This window comes from Prochlorococcus marinus str. MIT 9211 (genome assembly GCF_000018585.1).
Classification (GTDB): Bacteria; Cyanobacteriota; Cyanobacteriia; order PCC-6307; family Cyanobiaceae; genus Prochlorococcus_D; species Prochlorococcus_D marinus_B.
Genome location: NC_009976.1, coordinates 100,530 through 118,036 on the forward strand (window position 1 = coordinate 100,530; position 17,507 = coordinate 118,036).

Genomic DNA, 17,507 nt, shown 5'->3' on the forward strand with positions numbered 1-17,507 from the left:
TTTCTTGATTGAGGCAGAATTATGAGTGAATGGTGGCAATGGTTGCCTAAAAAAGAAGGCGATTCACTTGGGTTCGCCGTAGTAGGCATTGGTCGTTTTGGTAGTGCCGTTTGCCGGGAACTACTTCGTAATGGAGCTGATGTTCTCGCAGTCGATCTTTCTGAGAAAGCTATTGATGAGTTAAGGCAACTTGAACCTTCTATAGAGGCTAGAGTTGTCGATTCTACTGATGAAGAATCGATGAGAGAAGCAGGTGTGCTTGAAATGGGGACAGTAGTCGTTGGTATTAGTGAGCCAATCGAGGCGAGTATTACAACTACATTGATTGCAAAAGATACAGACGGAAGTCGTGTTCAACAGGTAATTGCTAGAGCCACTAGTGATTTACACGAAAGAATGTTGAAACGAGTAGGTGCAGATAGGGTTGTTTTCCCTTCAAGAATGCAAGGCGAACGCCTCGGCCTCGAATTGGTTAGACCAAATTTGATAGAGCGATTGGAATTAGATGATCAAACAGGAATTGATGAAATAAAGGTTCCTGCAATTTTTATAGGACGCTCTCTTCGGGATCTTAATCTTCGTAAGAATTATCTTGTGAATGTTTTAGCAGCAGGACCAGCAGAGCGTTTAACAGTGAATCCTCCTGCTAAATATATTTTGGAGGAAGACCATGTTTTAGTGGTTATGGGTTTAATGGAAGATTTGCAAAAACTACCCCAAGTTTGAAGAACTAGGCATGTATGTTTTGGGGATGATGAGTGGCACCAGTGCTGATGGTGTAGATACTGTTTTAGCTGAATTTACGGGTAATCCAGATCAACCGCAGTGGAGGATTATCAATTCAACTTCACATGAATATCCCAATAATTTAAAGCAGGCGATTATTGATTTTGGCCAAGGATGCAGTTTTAGTAGTCAACAGTTCATCGAGCTATCAGAAGCGATTACCGAGTTTTATGCAATGGCCGCAAAGAGTTGTGACCCCAAAGGCATTGCTTTAATTGCGGGATGTCATGGCCAGACCGTTTTTCATAGGCCTCCATCTGGTGCAAAGCGTGGCTCCAGTCTGCAAATACTTCAAGCCCCTTTATTGGCAATTCTTATTGATAAAACTGTTATTTACGACTTCAGATCTAAAGACTTAGCTTTAGGCGGGCAAGGTGCACCTTTGGTTCCATTACTTGATGCAGCCTTAATAGGAGCATGCACAGGCTGGAGAGCAGTGCTCAATTTAGGAGGCATCGCAAATATTTCTCTTATTCCACCAAGGTCTGGCCCTGACAAGACTTCTCCAGTATTGGGCTGGGATTGTGGACCTGCAAATACTTTAATTGATCTTGCAGTGCAGCAGAGAACTAATCATGAACTCTATTTTGACCATGATGGATTGATTGCGCTAAATGGATCTCCTGATTTTGATGCAATCGAACAGTGGTTAAATGAACCCTTTTTCAAAAAACCCCCTCCTAAATCAACTGGCAGAGAGCAATTTGGTTTAAAGGATTTAGAAAGGCGGATGACTCAGATAAATCGCTCTTCTACAAAAGATTTAGTTTCAACTTTGACCATCTTTTCTGCGTGTGTCATTGCTCAGGATTTGCACAATTTATATAAATCTAAAATGATCAAACCTATCGAACTATTTATCGCAGGAGGAGGATCTGAAAATCCAGTCTTGTTTAGAGAAATTCAACTTAGATGTAGAGGTATGAGAGTAAGAAGTATTGGTGAAATAGGTATTCCAGTTAAGTCTAGAGAACCTTTAACATTTGCATTGCTGGCATGGTGGCACCTTTTAAATAAACCAGGCTCTTCAACAGCTATTACTGGAGTATCAAAAGGAGCTGTTTTAGGTGTGCAAGTTCACCCAAATTAAATTTTTAGGGTTTGTATAGCTTGAATCTTCTTGGTGCACCTCTTAATCGCCTGATTTGCTGAGCTTCTAATGAAGAAATAAACTGTTCAGTACTCTCTTCAGATAAATGCTTGGCATTAGAAAAACTTTCAGTTGCTTTAAAACGTTGTAATCCTTCTTGAATAAGAACTTTAGCCATATTGCTGACTGTTCTAGATTCTTTTTCTGCTAAACAACTCAACTCATCACATAAGTTTTCTGGTAGTACGACTTGTATGCGTGGCGACTTTGGCTTACCACTTGATGAATTTTGACGGGTAGCCATGACCCACTATCAGTAACGGGTAATAAATAGTGTACACTGATATGCAAGGATAGTATCCACGAGTATGATTTCCTTAAGTTCGCATGGCCTTCCTCACTCCAACTTAATAAGGCTGTTTCGAGTCATCTTTTGATGGCAAGAGGAGACATCCTCGAATATCCGATTGATTTTTATCAAGTTAGTAAAAGGATTTTTTAATGGCTAAACCAATGCTCCCAAAGTCACCTAGTAGTAGATCTAGATCGCATTCATCACAATCTATTGAGAATAAGGTTGCTTCTAAGGTTAGAGCTAGTCGTAAGCGTCGCAGGACCTCTGACAATAGTGATGTCCTAGTCTCTGCTGTAATTAGTTCATATCTTTTGACTCATTTGCACCATGTTTTACAAAAAGCGGAATATGGAGCGATGCAAGAAGGCAGAGGTGCTCAAGCAGCTAATTTTGCTCAATTGAGGAAAGTACTTTGTATGGATGCTAGGAGTATGCAGGATGCCTCCGCTTTGGGTTTTGTAGATGGTGATTGTAAAAAGTTTTCTGATTCCAATTTCGGGTCAAAAGTTGCTTAATTGAATAGGGTTAATTAGATACATCAAATCTTATGGGCAGCAATGCCGCTAAGCTCTATCAAAAGATAGAAGCAGATCCTTCATATACAAAGATGCTTTTTCGTCAAGCTCTTCAAGACCCTCAAGGTGCTGTTAAAGCAATTTGTGAAATAGGCGAACATCTTGGTTTGCCTGTTACTGAGGAAGAAGTTAAAACCTATATTTCGACTCTGGATGATTTTGAAACGAAACAATGGCTGATTAAAGCTAGAGGAGGTTTATAAATTCAATGAGAATTTTTTGTAGAGGATTTTTCTTTTACTAGAGGTGCCTTAGGTGCTTCTCGTTTGTCATAGCCCCCTCCCCCTGCCAAAGTCCAAAAAAACCAGTAGCTAGGAATAGCCAACGCTGCGGCTAAGATGATCCCTGTAATTTGTTCCAGTCTTACCATTTCTGTAGACCCGGAATGATTAATATTTAAAGTCGGGGCTTCTTGGTAATTCTAAAACTTACATACATTTGAGGGTTGCTATTAGTGATAAGACTTGAACGAGTTACTAAAATTTATCCGACAGGTGAAGTCCTTAAAGATATTACTTGGGAAATCAAGGCTGGCCAAAGAGTTGGTCTAGTAGGCGTTAATGGTGCAGGTAAATCTACACAACTTAAAATTATCTTTGGTTTAGAACAGCCCACGAGCGGGGAAGTTGTTCGTCAGGGAGAACCATGTATTGCTTATTTAAAGCAAGAATTTGATGTTGATACTTCTAGAACAGTTAGAGAGGAATTGTTTCAGGCATTTGCTGATGCAGCATTAATTTTAAATCAAAAACTTGTAGTTGAATCCGCAATGGAGACTCAAGCAGCATTAAAAGATGGAGAGTATTTAGATGGTTTAGTCAAAGAGTTAGGAATTCTTCAAGCAAAATTTGAAGCATTGAATGGTTATCAATTGGAGGCAAAAATAGAAAAATTATTACCAAAGATTGGTTTTAACTCTAAAGAAGCTGAGCAGTTAGTTGGTGATTACTCTGGTGGTTGGCAGATGCGAATAGCATTAGGGAAGATTCTGCTCCAAGATCCTGACTTATTGTTGCTGGATGAGCCTACTAATCATTTAGATATAGAAACAATTGAATGGCTGGAAAGTTATTTGATAGAACAAAATGCAGCAATGGTTATCATTAGTCACGATAGGAAATTCTTAGATAAAATTTGTACACATATTGTTAATACTGAAAGAGGCAAATCCAGAACCTATTTAGGTAACTACACTTCTTATATAGAGCAAAAAATATTAGAAGAAGAATCTATGCAAGCAGCTTTTGAACGCCAACAAAAAGATTTGAATACTCAACAAGCTTATATTGATAGATTTAGGGCGAGTGCAACCAGAAGCACGCAAGCTAAAAGTCGTGAGAAGATGATTAGTAAAATTGATAGAATAGAAGCACCATTACATAGTTTAAGTAAGCCTATATTTTCTTTTCCAAAAGCACCCAGACCAGGAAGAAAGGTTGCAAGTATAGAAGATTTATCGCTTACTTATGGTGAAAAGATTATTTTTCTTGGAGCCAATCTTCAGATTGAGCCTGGAGACCATATAGCACTTGTGGGTCCAAATGGATCAGGGAAATCAACTCTTCTTCGTTTGCTGATGGGATTAGAGAAGCCTGAAGACGGATTAATATCATTAGGTCCTCATAATATTATTCCAAATTATTTTGAACAAAATCAGTCAGAAGCGCTTGATCTTTCAAATACAGTAATTGAAACTTTATTTTCTGCAGTTCCTGATTGGACTCAAACGCAAGTTCGTTCTTTACTTGGAAATTTTGGCTTTACAAAAGATGAGGTTTTTAAGCATGTTGGAAATTTAAGTGGAGGAGAGAAAGCACGCTTGGCTTTGGCTTTAATAATTGTTAGACCATGTAATTTACTTTTACTTGATGAACCTACAAATCACTTAGATATTCCTGCAAAGGAAATGTTGGAAAATGCGATTAGAGATTTTTCGGGCTCAGTAGTTATTGTGTCACATGATCGATATTTTATCTCAAAAGTTGCCAATCGAATTGTTGAAATTAGAGATGGCCAAATGTTTCTTTATAGAGGCAATTATAATTATTTCTTGGATAAAAAAAAGGAGGAGGTAAAGCTTAAGCAAGAAGAGTTGGCATTAGCAGAGAAAGAAGCCAAGAGGATTGCTAATCGTGCAAATCAAAGAAAAAAGAAATTATTAAGGAAGCAAACCAGAAATTGATCCAATTAATCTTTTTTGAAATTGCTTATATCTACTGGGAGTATAGAGACAGTTATCCTCCTTTTGTTTCTGACAAGCGTCAATCTTAGCCTCTTACTCAATCCATTTTTATTAATTTTGTCAACTACATCTTGAGGACCATCAACTTTTATACCATTAATTGCAAGAATAATATCATTAACCTTTAGACCTTCTTTCTCAGCTGGACTTCCAGGAAGAATATTTATAATTTGTGCCCCTTTTGTAGAGATATAGTTGTCTTCAGGTTGATTTATTAAATAAGTAAGGTTTACTCCAATCATTGGATGGATGGCTTTGCCTCTTGCTACTAATTGACTTGCAATCTGAATTGCTTGATTGATAGGTATTGCAAAACCTAGGCCTGCCCCTGGGCCAGATCTGACTAATGTATTAATTCCTATTACTTCTCCATTAGAGTTTAGTAATGGACCACCAGAATTGCCTGGATTGATTGCTGCATCAGTTTGTATAAGCTTTAACCTTTTGTCTGCAATACCTAGCTGAGAAACATTTCTATTAAGGTTACTAATAATCCCTAGTGTCACTGTTTTTTCTAGACCAAAAGGACTTCCAACGGCAATAGCCCATTCACCTACAACAAGTTTGTCGGAATCGCCTAATTTTGCAATTGGCCATGGACCCTTTCCTTCTATACCTATCACGGCTAGATCTGTGAGGGCGTCTTGACCGATCACCCTGGCTGGGAATCTTCTTCCATCTGACAAGCCAACAACTAATTTGTCAGTATTTTCAATCACATGTGCGTTAGTTAATACCAGACCTTTAGAAGAAAAAATCACTCCACTCCCATGACCTAGCTGCAATCTAGATTTGGGCATTTTTAATTTTGGCTGATTGAAAAACCTCTCTAAAGAAGGATCTATAAAAAAATTGGGAGGGAAAAGATTATTTCTGGAAACTACTTGTCTTTGAGTCTCCACAGTAACGACAGCAGGTCCACTTTCGTTGATGGCTTCAGTAACAAAAGAGTTTTGAGATCTAACTGTTAATTGAGCTAATTTGAAATTTGTTGCAGCTGAAATTTGCTGAGTGCCATTAGTAAAAACATAGGCCCCAACAAGTAATACACCAAATCCTGATTCAGCAATGAGTTTCTTTAGACTCATCTATACCAAAAAGAAATTTTTTTGTTTACCAAACTAACCTATTAGGAAATTGCTATAGAAGGTTTCACTATTGATTTGTCTTTAGACCTAACCCTTTAAGATGAGTTGAGGAAACCAATCAAACTTCAGATGTGAATAAATGCAGAGTTATTTTTTCTCATCTTTGTATCTTCTTGCAGTTATCTTTCTGCTATGGAAAGCGTTTGGAGTGATGTTTAAAGGTTTTTCAGCTGCTGATGGATTCTCAAGTATGCAAGATAAGGCAACAGAGGATCGGACTGGTAAGTTGACTATCCATCCTGAACTTCTTAATAAAGAAGGGCGTATTACTAAAGAAGATTTGCTTACAGTTCGCTTTTCAAAAGATCTAGACCCTCCTAATTCTTCTGATAGATCTACGGAATAGGAAATGTGAGATTCTTAGATTAAGACTGTTTTAATGCATTACTACAAGGGAGATTAATTGTGGAACAAAGAACGCGAATAGTGGTTGCAGTCCTCAAGGCATTGAAATTGCCACCAAGATTTCGATTAAGACTTTTAAAAGAGGATCCAGTGCGTCTTGAATTAAGTCTCACGCCAGCTTATGGGAAAGATCCTGTCCAAGTTGGATTGGTCGAGTCTCTTGATTTAGTAGCTAGACGTGATCGAGAGGGACGGATTCCACGGGATCTTCCAGGAACTTGGGATTGGACGGTTCGACATGGAAAAGTAAGTACAGGTGGTTGGAACCCTTTGCTGAAAGAGGCTTTGCAAACTATGTTTGAAACTGGTTTGCCTGCAATACTTTATGAAGAGTTGACTGGCGAGGAATATCATCCTGTGGATGGTGCAAAGCACGTTAGATAAGACCTATTACAATTCCACTTCTGTTGTGATGGATCTACTTTTCGTTAATTTCTAGATAGAATTACTAAAGTTGTTTATAGATTCTTATGTCTCAAAATATTCCTCCACGTTATGGATTTGTAAATTATGCTGAAATTTGGAATGGGCGCCTTGCAATGATTGGCATTTTGGTTGGTTTAAGTACTGAACTATTGACGGGCCAAGGAATTCTTGGACAGATTGGCTTTGGTTAATTATTTAACAAACCTTTCCGTTTTTTATTCTTTTTAATTTGGATACAGCATCGCTCCCCAGCTATTCAGTTCAGGAGTTAAATCATGCAATAGGTCATTTGCTTTCCAGAGGATTTTCTCCGCGGTTTTATTTGCATGCAACAGTATCCAAGTCCCAATTAAAGAATGGTCACTTATGGCTCACTCTTACGGATGGCCACGCAAGTATTTCAGCAGTGATATGGGCATCCACTCTGAAAAAATTTACCTATAGGCCAAATGATCAAGATGGTATTGAGATTTTAGGAAAATTAAATTTCTGGGAAAACAGAGCGAATTTGGTTGTACAAATAATAGAAATGCGACCATCTATCTCAACTGTTTTAAGGAAATTTGAAGTTGTTAGAAAATTATTAATTCAAGAGGGTTTGATCGATGAAAGTAGAAGAAGACCCTTACCCAATTATCCAAGAAATATAGCTGTTCTTACCAGTGTCCCAAGTTCTGCACTGGCAGATATACTACGAACGGCAAAGGAAAGATGGCCACTGACGAAAGTATTTATTTTCCCTATACCTGTTCAAGGCGATGTGGCATCAAAGATTACAAATGTCTTGGCTAATTTAGTTAAGCATTACAGACATTTTTCAATTGAAGCGATTGTTTTGGCTCGAGGAGGTGGAAGTAGAGAAGATCTAATGGTCTTTGATAATGAAGAATTATGCAGAAGCTTTTCTTCTTTACCTATTCCTTTGATTACTGGTCTTGGTCATGAGGATGATTTAACCGTTGTTGACCTTGTCGCAGATCATCGCTCTGCGACACCAACCGCGGCTATTGTTGATTTATTGCCTAGTCGAGAAATCGCAAAAGGTCATTGCTTACAGATGCGACATCGACTAAAGGATTATTTCACTTGGACTATTCGTAAAGAAAAAGACCTATTTAATGAACGTCTAATTAAATGGAAAGCTTCTTCACCTTTGACTTTGATTAATCGCTTTAAAGAAAACTTAGATAAAAGATCTCGACTTCTTCTAGCATTATCACCTGAGTCTCTTTTCAAACGAGGATTTTGCATAGTTACTAATCAGTCCTCTAATGCGATTAGAAATTGTAATGATGTTGAGGTTGCAGATAAGTTAACTATCCAATTGATAGATGGCTATATTGAATCAAGTGTAGAAAATATTCATTGTGTGAGGTAGTTGCAATGAAAAACTTAGATTCTAGTAATAAGGCAAAAAAACAATTATTGCAATCAAATGATAAATCTTCTTTAGAACAATTTAGGAAAGAATGTTATGTTAAAATTTGCAATTTATCTTACGAAGAATCTTTGAGGGAGTTAGATATGTTGTTAGATACAATGCAAGAGTCTGATTTGCAAGTAGAAGATCTTCAAAGATCTTACATTAAGGGGAATATATATCTTGAACATTGCCAGGAATTATTAGATCAAGTTGAACAAGATGTGATTGAAATTAATGAAGAAAAAATTAATGAATTAAATAATCATAGTTAACTCATGGAATTTGCTAATCTGCCTCTTCAGCGCTAACATCGATAGTTGCTGAAGAAGCTGGAATATTGGGTTGATTTGGTTTATTTAGAGATTCTCCTGTAATTTTTGTTGAACCGCATAAAGGACATTGAATAAATTCAGATGAATATGTAGTGCCACAAACCTTACAAGTATTCATGCGTGATCTTAAAATCTTCCACCCTAACCAGCCAAAAATTGTAAGTATTACTGGTATAAATAAAGTAGCTAAAATAATACCACTAGTCAAATTAATTAAAAATTTACCTGCAGGAGTAGGTAAAAGAAATAGTAAAATAATTGCAATTGATATTATTCCTTTAGATTGATTCATTTTAGTTATTAACTTTCATTATTTTTCCTTTTCTATACTTGTTCATTTGGTTTGTTGCTAAGACAACACTCCAACATTGTCCAAAATAAAGTATTAAGCCGACTATCCATATCCACAGTGTTAGAACTAATACACCACTAATGATTCCATATGCTTGGAATCGAGATCCAAGAGATAAGATTGTTCTACTTACAGCAGAGTTTAGTATTGTTAATAGAACTCCAATCATTATTGAGCCTGGAATTAATGGGCGCATAGGAACTTTTCTGGGGGGGACTAAGTATTGCAATAAGAATGCCATAACAGAAAAGCCTATGAATGGAATGATTATTTGACCAACTTCGATTACGGGTATTTTGGATAATGTATTTGCTATTTCAGGACTGTTATTTTTTAGGTCTGTCCATACTGCACCTGGAATTAGTCTCACATAGGCACTTATTTCATCAAGAACCATTAGGAATCCAACCAGAAGTACGACTAAGAAAGCTTCTATTCGATTTCTAATAAAGCGAAATGCTTGCATTCGAAAGGGTGTTTCATCAGGTTTTGTTGGCAGAGCATCTTCCCAAAGCCTGTCTGAACCTCTTTGCAAAGTTAGGTATGCGTTGCCTGCAGTAATAACCAGAAACATTGCTCCTAGGATCCCAGCACCAAATCTTTGATTTACAAGCTTTACTAATGTTGTATCCACTAAACCAACTACTGAAGGGGGTAGCACCTGAGCTGCTAGTCCAATTATTTGTTGATCTAGACCTTGTTGCTTTCCAAGAAACCAAGACGCTACGGAAAGTGAAATCAATAGGATTGGGAAAAAAGACTGCAGAGTGTAATAAGCAAAGGCTGCACTTAGATCCACACAGTGACAGCGATTCCATCTACGCGATGCTTGCCATAAACTTCTAAGAAACCATCGCAATTGGCTTTTCCAGCGATTGACCACTCTTTGCCCAAAACTAGATATTTATAATTTTACCTGGAAATAAGTAGCATATTTCTCAGCCCATGTTTTATTTGATACTCAGAACTGATGAATGCTATAGATTTAAATTTATTTGTGGGTAAATATACTCCATTAGTATATTACTCCAAGGGATTAACTGTTCTAAATGATCTGAGGAAATGGCAGTAACTAAGGGGAAATTTCTAGAGCTAAGGTCTTCACCTGGCTTAACATTTTTTGGGTTAATATCTAACCATTTTATAATGCAATTTAACTCAGTTAAAATTAGCCAAGCGGCTGCTATATCCCATATCTTAGGAGAAGCTTCTAAAGCTCCAAAAGTTTGACCAAGAGCAACACTTGACATATTTAAACTGGATACACCTAATAAGCGAATTTTTCCAGGAAATCTTTCATGAGGTTTTTTTTGCAAAATGTTGATTGAGCGACTACAAAGAGATACGCACTGACTTTGAGAGTGCAAATTTCTTTTTGATTTTATTGACTGACCATTAATCCAAACTCCTTTCCCTCGAATAGCAAGAATTCTTTTTTTGAGAACAGGTATATCTAGAAAAGCTGTTTCTGGCTCTCCATCTCGAAAACGTGCAATAGAAATACCCCAATGAGGAATTCCCGCTGCAAAGTTTGTTGTCCCGTCTAAAGGGTCGACTACCCAAAATGCATTTGTAGTTGGCAAAATTTTAGATCCCTCTTCACTTAGTATGCCTTCTTGATTATTAGTAATCTCTGAAATTCCATTAATAATAAACTGATCACTCCATCTATCACAATTTGTGATTAATGTCCCGTCAGGTTTTATTTCAGTATTGACTTTTCCAAAATCTTTGAGTTGACGCCCTGCCACGCTATCAATCATTTCGTTTATTGAAATGAGTTGTAGATTGTCAAGTGGATTTGCAGATTCTTGATTCATAATAATTCTATTATAGAAGTTCTATACATGGTGAAGCCATCTTCTCAGTATTTATAACTATACTTTTATCTACATTGTTATTTTCTTGTCTTGGGTTTGCATCTGTTCTTTTGTTACAACCTTTCAACCTTTCAATCCCAGTCTCTCTTCTAAGATTAACTAAGTTTGAATTATAATCTGTGATAGCTATAATATAATTTACTTCTGCTTGTGTTAGATCTCTTTGATTAGTCACTACTTCCCGTTGAGTTGTTATGCCTGCTTTTAACCGTAATAAAGCTAATCGAAGAGACTCTCTTGCAGAAATAATTTCATTATAAGTATTAGAAATATTTTGCTTTGCTATTTCTAGATTAAAAAAACTCTCTTCTATTTCTTCTCGGATTTGCTTCTTTTTTAACTCGATATCAAATTCGAGTTCTTTGCTTTTTTCTTTTTTAGATTTATAAATTGACTTACCATAACCACCATCAAAAACCTTCCAGTCAAATTGAAGTCCTATAGTATTACTTTCACTAAATACTTCATTTCCAGTGTCTGGATCAGCTACTGCTACCTCACCCTTAGCAAAAGAAGTAGTATAGGTGTTAAAGATACTCAGTTTTGGTTGAATTGCTGCTAGCGCTGAGTTTGCTTGATTATTATTTATAGATACTTTAAGGATTAACTTTTCAATTTCTTTTTGAAATGAGTATGCTGATAGAATACTTTCTTCAAGAGAAGTATCCCACAAACCAATAATTGCTGTTTTCGATGTGATGATTGGGTTGGTTGTTGAGTTTAGGTTCAGAATGTTGGCTAGCTTTCTTTGATTTATTTTTAGCTCACCTGACTTCTTGGACAGCAGTTGCTTATCTTTTGAAAGCTGAGTTTGAGCCTCTAAAACTTCAAATTTTGTACCAATTCCTACATCTAATCTTACCTCAGCTTCTTTTAGAGAAGTTTCGGAAGTTAAGATTGAATCCTTAGCGATACGAACCTCTTGATTCGATTTTTGTAACTGGAAGAATTGTTTTAGCCCTTCTAGATATAAATCTCTTAGTTTGATTTCATATGAAATTTTTGCGTTTTCTAATTTATCTTTTGCAGCCTCAATATCAGGAATGCGAGCAGGGTTGATTAGATACCATCTCACTGTCGCACTCAAGTTGGCTTTCCATTGCTTGCTAGAAGTATCTGCAGAAGAATTTTTATCTGTACTTCCTGCTAGATATTGAGGTAAACCTGATCCGGAAATGTCTAGATTTGGGTACCAAGCTGATAGCTCACTTCTTAAATCGAACTTTGCTTGCTTAATCTTGCTTTTCATTATTTCTATTTCTGGATTATTCTGTTCAATGAGATTTTTTATATTATCTTTTGTTATTTCCAATTCATTTTGGATTAATACCTCTTGAGAGTCTTTTGGTAACTTCCAATTTTGTTTGTCTGTAAATGCTTGTACTTTATTTTGTATTCCTGCACATGTGATTAAACCTGCGTTTAGAAGGATTGTTGTAATGATTAACTTTGCAGAGGGTTTGCGCATCAAAAATCTTTTTGGAAAAATACTAGGTTACATTCTTCCCTTTTCCTATCGCTTTATTTATGAAGTCTGAAGGACTATAAACTATATCTATAGGGATTTTTAGCGCTTTGCTCACTTCATCTATATGCATATCATCTAGAAAAATTGGCATTTCATGCCTCAGCATTACTGACGGGACTAACAGTCTCTCTCCTAGATTTTCATTCTGCAAGCCTTGGATCAGATCTTGACCAGTCAGTAGCCCTGTAACTACTTTGTCTTGCCCCCAGTATGTACTTGAAAGGCCAAATAGATTTATTGAAAAAAGATCTATTTTGTTTAGCCTTGCACATGCAGGTTTGAGCGCATCTTCGACAAGCTTCCCTACAACCCAGCTGCACTGCCTTGGGGTATTTATTTTTTTGGGGAGGTGTTGGGTAGCTTGATCCATGCTTTCTAAAAACGATCGGATGCTTCCTACTCCATTCTCTTCTTGTGGAAGATCTTCATATGATTCTCTTCTAGGCAATTCTTTCCCTGCTAATAAATACCATTCGTCTGAGAGCCATGCAAAATTAGTTCCAATAAAAGATTTGTAATTTTCTTGCAGCCTTTCTACTTGATCAATAACTGTTTTTGCACATTTTGTATCAACAGGCTTTAGACAATCATTTTTTGGACGAAAACGTGTCAGACCCACTGGTACCACAGCTGTGGAAAGAATTACAGGCCATTCACCCTTAGAATATCTAAAGAGATCATTCAAAGTGTTCTCTAAAGCTTTCCCATCATTAAGACCAGGACAAACAACAACTTGAGCATGCAATTGTAGATTTCGCTTGGAAAACCACTCTATTTGCTTCATTATTAATCCTGCTCGGTTGTTGTTTAATAACTTGATCCTTAGGTTTGGATCTGTAGCGTGCACAGAGACAAAGAGAGGGGATAGACGTTGCTTCTCAATTCTTCCCCAATCCTTTTCCCCTAGATTGGTCAAGGTTAAATAAGAGCCATATAGGAAGCTCATCCGAAAATCATCATCTTTGATATACAAACTTTTTCTCCGTCCTTCAGGTTGTTGATCTATAAAGCAAAAAGGACACTGATTATTACATTGATTAATCCCATCAAATAGGGCTTCCGTAAAAGCTAAGCCTAGACCTTCATCATTATCTTTCTCAAAATTGATCTGATGTACTTTTCCAGTTTTATCAATCACTTCTAGGTCGAGCTCTTCTTCAACTATTAGATACCGATAATCTATGAGATCTCTAGGTTTTACTCCATTAATACTGATAACTTGATCGCCAGGCTCAAACCCAAGGTCTTCTCCAATGGACCCAGGCTCCACAGATTCAACTACTGCAGGTCTAGGATCTTTAATGCCATTTGATTGTTGGGTTTTTTCTGCAACGCTCAGAGAGGGTTCGTTCCACACAGGTCAACAGGATTGAATGTTTTGAGAGGGAAGCATCGTTATTCTATTAGCAACAGTCATGCAGTCTGCTTAATTCGAATTTCGCAAACAAGCTTTGGGGCTTCTTATAATGTGGAAAGGTCTTAATCTATCTTTCACGAATTTCTTAATTTAGTAAGTTATTTAATAATAAGAAAAACTTCTCTTCCTGCCCTTTTCTATTTGTTCTTAAAGCATCCTGAACAATTTCTTCTCCACTAACAAGCCCACTGATTGCTCAGAGGTGTATTTGTCTAACCCAAGAACATTGCAATTTTGGGCTAGTACGCTTGTGGTTCTTCCTGTCTTTTTGCAAGCTCCTTGGGTCCATTTTCATCCATTGTCAGCGCTGTTGTTTACTTTTGTCCTGTTACTAGGGGGAATACTTTTAGAAGATTTAATTAATGCAAAATGGTCTCGGATTGGATCTCTTTTAGTGGGGGTAAGTGGAAGTTGGTTAGGAGGGTGCTTGTTTTGGGGTTGGTTGCGAATGTATCCAGTGCTTCATCTGCCTGTCGAAGCTGTGGCCCTTCCTGCTGCTTTTTTAGGAATCACCTCTAGATGGCGAATAGGCGCAGGGTTTTACTTGTCTTGTTTATTGGGGACAGCTTTTACTGATCTAATGATGGTTTTGACAGGGGTTATGAAGCAATGGCCTGATGTTGTTAATTCTTCTTTTGACAATGCTGCTGAGACTCTTCATTCAACAGCTTTAAATCTTTTGAACCCAATTTCCCTAGCAATGCTATTGATAGCTGCGCTTTTGATAGTTTGTATATCTGATCAAATGCGGCAAAGAGGTAATCTTGCAAGTTCTTTGGAAGGAGGTACTTGGTTGGTGGCAAGTGCTGCCTTGACTACAACACTCTGGGTTGACGGGTTGTTCTTCATAACAACTTTGATCCAACCAAAACTAAGTGGCTTGATTTAATGAACTCATGAAAGATTTATGAGGCTTAGTAATACTTCTAATTCCCTTATTCCTACTTATTGGGATGTAGTTGTCATAGGTGCTGGCGCGGCTGGTCTAATGACTTGTCTTGAGATGCCTTCTAATTTGAAAATATTGCTTTTAAATAGAAATACCAGCAAAAGGTCATCTAGTCGATGGGCTCAAGGAGGGATAGCGGCAGTCACTCGATTTGAAGATAGTTTTGCAAGTCATGCAGAAGATACTTTTAAGGCAGGAGCAGGGTTATGCGATTCTGATGCAGTAAAAATGCTTGTCGAAGAAGCCCCTAAATGTGTTCAGCGTCTACAGAATTTGGGAATGGAATTTGATAGAGATAACAATGGCCTTGCTACAACCTTAGAGGCTGCTCATTCTCATAGAAGGGTTTTGCATGTTCAGGATCGCACAGGAAGAGCATTAGTAGAGGTGCTTAGGGATCAAGTTGAACAGCGTTCTAATATTCTTCATAGACGAGGCGTTCGAGTTACTCAACTTTTAGTTGACAATAATCATTGTTTTGGAGTGCAGCTACTAGATGGACCTTATTTGCACTCTGTTTTGTCAAGAGCAGTGGTTTTGGCTTCAGGGGGCGGTGGTCATTTGTTTAAAAACACTACTAATCCTGCTCAAGCATGTGGAGAAGGCTTGGCCTTGGCTTGGAACGCAGGCGCAGCTATAGAGGATCTTGAATTTGTTCAATTTCACCCTACTGCTTTAAAGCTGAAAGGAGCTTCATGCTTTTTAATCTCTGAAGCTGTCCGAGGTGAAGGTGCTGTTTTAGTTGATCATTTTGGCAATAGTCCTGTGTCTCATCTAGCAAGGAAAGATCTCGCTTCAAGAGATCAAGTTAGTAGGGCTTTGTTTCAAGCTATGCAAAGCCAGAAAGTAAATCATTTAGGCCTGGATTTAACGCGGATTCCTCCAAAGAAAATTGAAACTCGGTTTCCTTCCATTCTTCAAAGATGTAGAGAATTTGGTGTAGACCCTATGAAAACTGTAATTCCAGTTGCACCGGCAGCACATTATTGGATGGGTGGTGTTGCCACGGATTTGAATGCTGCAACATCCTTATCAGGTCTTTATGCAGTTGGCGAGGTTGCTTGTACTGGTGTTCATGGAGCAAATAGATTAGCAAGTAATTCATTGATGGAATGTCTTGTATTCGCTAGGAAAATGTCAGCAATTGAGTTAATAGATAGTTGTAAGTTGCCACGCATTACCAAAGAGCTAATTACAGTTGATTCATCAATCCCACTACAGGGAAAATTAAGTACTGATTATTTAACAAATGCTATTGAAGATTTAAGGCAATTATGTTGGAAGCAAGCAGGTGTAGATAGAACAGAAAAAGGAATGATGTATGCAATCAGATCTATTAAAAAGGATCTTGATTGTTTAAATAAGGAGCCATTATTAGAATTTCTTAGAAATCAAAATATTGATATATGTAATTATTTCAATGAAAGTAACCGTAAGTCTTTAAATCTTCTTTTGGATTTAAGTCATAGACAACTTAGTAGTTTATTAATGTTGCAAGCTTGCTTATTCAGAAAGGAAAGTAGAGGAGGACATTTTAGACGCGATTCACCTCACCAATTACCTTTTTGGAAGTGCCACTCGAGGCAAATTTTAGGCAAAGAAATTGCTACAAGGCCAATTGAAAATTCACTTTCTAGAAATCCCTAGGACCTTTGTAATTACTAATATTTGCTAATTCATTTAGAGACTTTATTCCAGCTTCAATTTTTCCATTTATCTCCCATGATGGGAATCCTGTGATTTCTTTTTCTTGGCAAAGCTTAGTTTGGCTATTGATTCCATCTGGAGCACATTCCACTAATAAAAGCTTCGAACTTGCTTCCTTCCCAAACATTTCGTTTTGCTCATGACAATGAGGGCACCAATATGCAGAGTATTTAACTGCTCCTATAGAGGTTAAATGTTCTGCAAGGGCTATAGCAGAAGGTGTGCTTTTTGAAAGTACTATTGGGGCTGAACCTGCTTCAGGATTTAGCCCAGCCTTTAATGGACTTGAGTCAACAGATGAGGACCAAATTAAACCACCTAGTAATACAGTAATTGATATTAGGAAACCTTTGAATATCATTTCTCTTGGATCATCCCATGCTCCTCCAATCATAGTTAAAATTAAAATTGATATTGAAAGAAATGCCGAAAGAATACAAAAAAAACAAAATGCTTTTATTTTTAAAAGCATTATCCCAATTAGAAGAAGGCTAAAAATAGCCATACCAGTTGAGAGAAAAAACAGACTCCACCATGTAGCTCTTGAGAAATCCCTTTTTCTTTCAGCAAGTATTGGAAGGAAAGGCAATATTGCTAAAATTAATACTGTCAAATAGCTGAGAAAACCAATAAAAGACAGGGGAATTGAATAACCATTCCCCTGAAAAATATTGCCCCATGGACTATTTAGAACTTTGTCACACCCTGCGGCACCACCGGGACAGGTAAGTGCGCCAACCCATCCCCATTTATGTAGTGTGATAGAACCTGTATCTATTACTCCTATTGTTGAAAGTATTGCAATGGTAATTCTTGCCACTTTGGAGCCCTGTTCATTACGGCGTCGACTTTTAAGGCGAGATGAGCTCATATTCATCAGAAAGACTTTTCA

At 37.3% G+C, this 17,507-nt stretch carries 21 protein-coding genes; 12 read left to right on the forward strand and 9 right to left on the reverse strand.

What is annotated here, in order from left to right; genetic code table 11:
* The first annotated feature begins 21 nt into the window (after positions 1-21).
* Both P9211_RS00455 and P9211_RS00460 read left to right on the forward strand, forming a co-directional pair.
* A complete protein-coding gene (locus P9211_RS00455; RefSeq protein ID WP_012194650.1) occupies positions 22-726 on the forward strand; it encodes a potassium channel family protein in 705 nt (234 codons plus the stop codon).
* A 10-nt stretch (positions 727-736) separates the two neighbouring features.
* A complete protein-coding gene (locus P9211_RS00460) occupies positions 737-1,876 on the forward strand; it encodes an anhydro-N-acetylmuramic acid kinase (RefSeq protein WP_012194651.1) in 1,140 nt (379 codons plus the stop codon).
* A gap of 4 nt (positions 1,877-1,880) precedes the next feature.
* On the opposite strand, the gene P9211_RS00465 is transcribed toward P9211_RS00460, so the two are convergent.
* Complete coding sequence (locus P9211_RS00465) at positions 1,881-2,180, reverse strand: ribbon-helix-helix domain-containing protein (RefSeq protein ID WP_012194652.1); 300 nt, start codon at positions 2,178-2,180, stop codon at positions 1,881-1,883.
* A 197-nt stretch (positions 2,181-2,377) separates the two neighbouring features.
* Between P9211_RS00465 and P9211_RS00470 the strand changes: the two genes are divergently transcribed.
* Entirely contained in the window at positions 2,378-2,746 is a 369-nt protein-coding gene (locus P9211_RS00470) for a hypothetical protein (protein ID WP_012194653.1), read from the forward strand.
* Between the two features lie 32 nt (positions 2,747-2,778).
* Complete coding sequence (locus tag P9211_RS00475; protein WP_012194654.1) at positions 2,779-3,009, forward strand: hypothetical protein; 231 nt, start codon at positions 2,779-2,781, stop codon at positions 3,007-3,009.
* 2 nt (positions 3,010-3,011) lie between these two features.
* Here P9211_RS00475 and P9211_RS09670 read toward each other — a convergent pair whose 3' ends face one another.
* On the reverse strand, positions 3,012-3,176 hold the full coding sequence (locus tag P9211_RS09670) for a hypothetical protein (RefSeq protein WP_012194655.1): 165 nt from the start codon (positions 3,174-3,176) through the stop codon (positions 3,012-3,014).
* An 84-nt stretch (positions 3,177-3,260) separates the two neighbouring features.
* On the opposite strand from P9211_RS09670, the gene P9211_RS00480 reads away from it, so the two are divergent.
* The gene (locus P9211_RS00480; protein WP_012194656.1) at positions 3,261-4,988 is read left to right on the forward strand and encodes an ATP-binding cassette domain-containing protein; all 1,728 of its coding nucleotides are present in this window, start codon (positions 3,261-3,263) and stop codon (positions 4,986-4,988) included.
* Between the two features lie 5 nt (positions 4,989-4,993).
* Here P9211_RS00480 and P9211_RS00485 read toward each other — a convergent pair whose 3' ends face one another.
* Entirely contained in the window at positions 4,994-6,136 is a 1,143-nt protein-coding gene (locus tag P9211_RS00485) for a trypsin-like peptidase domain-containing protein (RefSeq protein ID WP_012194657.1), read from the reverse strand.
* Positions 6,137-6,275: 139 nt separating this feature from the next.
* On the opposite strand from P9211_RS00485, the gene P9211_RS00490 reads away from it, so the two are divergent.
* The 5 genes from P9211_RS00490 (at position 6,276) to xseB (ending at position 8,722) form a co-directional block, all read left to right on the forward strand.
* Positions 6,276-6,542, forward strand: a complete 267-nt coding sequence (locus P9211_RS00490) for a DUF2973 domain-containing protein (RefSeq protein ID WP_012194658.1) — start codon at positions 6,276-6,278, stop codon at positions 6,540-6,542.
* Positions 6,543-6,601: 59 nt separating this feature from the next.
* The gene (locus tag P9211_RS00495; RefSeq protein ID WP_012194659.1) at positions 6,602-6,985 is read left to right on the forward strand and encodes a hypothetical protein; all 384 of its coding nucleotides are present in this window, start codon (positions 6,602-6,604) and stop codon (positions 6,983-6,985) included.
* An 86-nt stretch (positions 6,986-7,071) separates the two neighbouring features.
* Complete coding sequence (locus P9211_RS00500) at positions 7,072-7,218, forward strand: chlorophyll a/b-binding protein (protein ID WP_012194660.1); 147 nt, start codon at positions 7,072-7,074, stop codon at positions 7,216-7,218.
* A 38-nt stretch (positions 7,219-7,256) separates the two neighbouring features.
* On the forward strand, positions 7,257-8,405 hold the full coding sequence (gene xseA, locus P9211_RS00505; protein ID WP_012194661.1) for an exodeoxyribonuclease VII large subunit: 1,149 nt from the start codon (positions 7,257-7,259) through the stop codon (positions 8,403-8,405).
* A 5-nt stretch (positions 8,406-8,410) separates the two neighbouring features.
* Positions 8,411-8,722, forward strand: coding sequence for an exodeoxyribonuclease VII small subunit (xseB, locus tag P9211_RS00510; protein WP_012194662.1), 312 nt, complete (start codon positions 8,411-8,413; stop codon positions 8,720-8,722).
* Between the two features lie 13 nt (positions 8,723-8,735).
* Here xseB and P9211_RS00515 read toward each other — a convergent pair whose 3' ends face one another.
* The 5 genes from P9211_RS00515 to P9211_RS00535 form a co-directional block, all read right to left on the reverse strand.
* On the reverse strand, positions 8,736-9,074 hold the full coding sequence (locus P9211_RS00515; protein WP_012194663.1) for a hypothetical protein: 339 nt from the start codon (positions 9,072-9,074) through the stop codon (positions 8,736-8,738).
* Position 9,075: 1 nt separating this feature from the next.
* Positions 9,076-9,933 carry a YihY/virulence factor BrkB family protein gene (locus tag P9211_RS00520; RefSeq protein WP_225866208.1) on the reverse strand — a complete coding sequence of 286 codons (858 nt, stop codon included), beginning with the start codon at positions 9,931-9,933 and terminating at the stop codon, positions 9,076-9,078.
* Between the two features lie 178 nt (positions 9,934-10,111).
* Positions 10,112-10,954 (reverse strand): inositol monophosphatase family protein, encoded by an 843-nt coding sequence (locus P9211_RS00525; protein WP_012194665.1) that lies wholly within the window; start codon positions 10,952-10,954, stop codon positions 10,112-10,114.
* A gap of 10 nt (positions 10,955-10,964) precedes the next feature.
* Positions 10,965-12,482: a TolC family protein gene (locus P9211_RS00530; protein ID WP_012194666.1), complete on the reverse strand. Its 1,518-nt coding sequence runs from the start codon at positions 12,480-12,482 to the stop codon at positions 10,965-10,967.
* 22 nt (positions 12,483-12,504) lie between these two features.
* Entirely contained in the window at positions 12,505-13,899 is a 1,395-nt protein-coding gene (locus tag P9211_RS00535; protein ID WP_012194667.1) for a TIGR03279 family radical SAM protein, read from the reverse strand.
* 262 nt (positions 13,900-14,161) lie between these two features.
* Here P9211_RS00535 and P9211_RS00540 point away from each other — a divergent pair, with 262 nt between their 5' ends.
* A complete protein-coding gene (locus P9211_RS00540) occupies positions 14,162-14,848 on the forward strand; it encodes a DUF3120 domain-containing protein (protein WP_012194668.1) in 687 nt (228 codons plus the stop codon).
* A gap of 18 nt (positions 14,849-14,866) precedes the next feature.
* Positions 14,867-16,555 carry an L-aspartate oxidase gene (gene nadB, locus P9211_RS00545; RefSeq protein ID WP_012194669.1) on the forward strand — a complete coding sequence of 563 codons (1,689 nt, stop codon included), beginning with the start codon at positions 14,867-14,869 and terminating at the stop codon, positions 16,553-16,555.
* Here the strand turns inward: nadB and P9211_RS00550 are convergent.
* On the reverse strand, positions 16,542-17,486 hold the full coding sequence (locus tag P9211_RS00550; protein WP_041390974.1) for a vitamin K epoxide reductase family protein: 945 nt from the start codon (positions 17,484-17,486) through the stop codon (positions 16,542-16,544). The two genes, nadB and P9211_RS00550, sit on opposite strands and share 14 nt — an antisense overlap.
* Positions 17,487-17,507 lie beyond the last annotated feature (21 nt).

Coding starts and splice junctions, on each gene's coding strand:
- P9211_RS00455 (WP_012194650.1), top strand. CDS start 22: ATGAGTGAATGGTGGCAATGGTTGCCTAAAAAAGAAGGCGATTCACTT.
- P9211_RS00460 (WP_012194651.1), top strand. CDS start 737: ATGTATGTTTTGGGGATGATGAGTGGCACCAGTGCTGATGGTGTAGAT.
- P9211_RS00465 (WP_012194652.1), bottom strand. CDS start 2,180: ATGGCTACCCGTCAAAATTCATCAAGTGGTAAGCCAAAGTCGCCACGC.
- P9211_RS00470 (WP_012194653.1), top strand. CDS start 2,378: ATGGCTAAACCAATGCTCCCAAAGTCACCTAGTAGTAGATCTAGATCG.
- P9211_RS00475 (WP_012194654.1), top strand. CDS start 2,779: ATGGGCAGCAATGCCGCTAAGCTCTATCAAAAGATAGAAGCAGATCCT.
- P9211_RS09670 (WP_012194655.1), bottom strand. CDS start 3,176: ATGGTAAGACTGGAACAAATTACAGGGATCATCTTAGCCGCAGCGTTG.
- P9211_RS00485 (WP_012194657.1), bottom strand. CDS start 6,136: ATGAGTCTAAAGAAACTCATTGCTGAATCAGGATTTGGTGTATTACTT.
- P9211_RS00490 (WP_012194658.1), top strand. CDS start 6,276: ATGCAGAGTTATTTTTTCTCATCTTTGTATCTTCTTGCAGTTATCTTT.
- P9211_RS00500 (WP_012194660.1), top strand. CDS start 7,072: ATGTCTCAAAATATTCCTCCACGTTATGGATTTGTAAATTATGCTGAA.
- xseB (WP_012194662.1), top strand. CDS start 8,411: ATGAAAAACTTAGATTCTAGTAATAAGGCAAAAAAACAATTATTGCAA.
- P9211_RS00515 (WP_012194663.1), bottom strand. CDS start 9,074: ATGAATCAATCTAAAGGAATAATATCAATTGCAATTATTTTACTATTT.
- P9211_RS00525 (WP_012194665.1), bottom strand. CDS start 10,954: ATGAATCAAGAATCTGCAAATCCACTTGACAATCTACAACTCATTTCA.
- P9211_RS00530 (WP_012194666.1), bottom strand. CDS start 12,482: ATGCGCAAACCCTCTGCAAAGTTAATCATTACAACAATCCTTCTAAAC.
- nadB (WP_012194669.1), top strand. CDS start 14,867: ATGAGGCTTAGTAATACTTCTAATTCCCTTATTCCTACTTATTGGGAT.
- P9211_RS00550 (WP_041390974.1), bottom strand. CDS start 17,486: ATGAGCTCATCTCGCCTTAAAAGTCGACGCCGTAATGAACAGGGCTCC.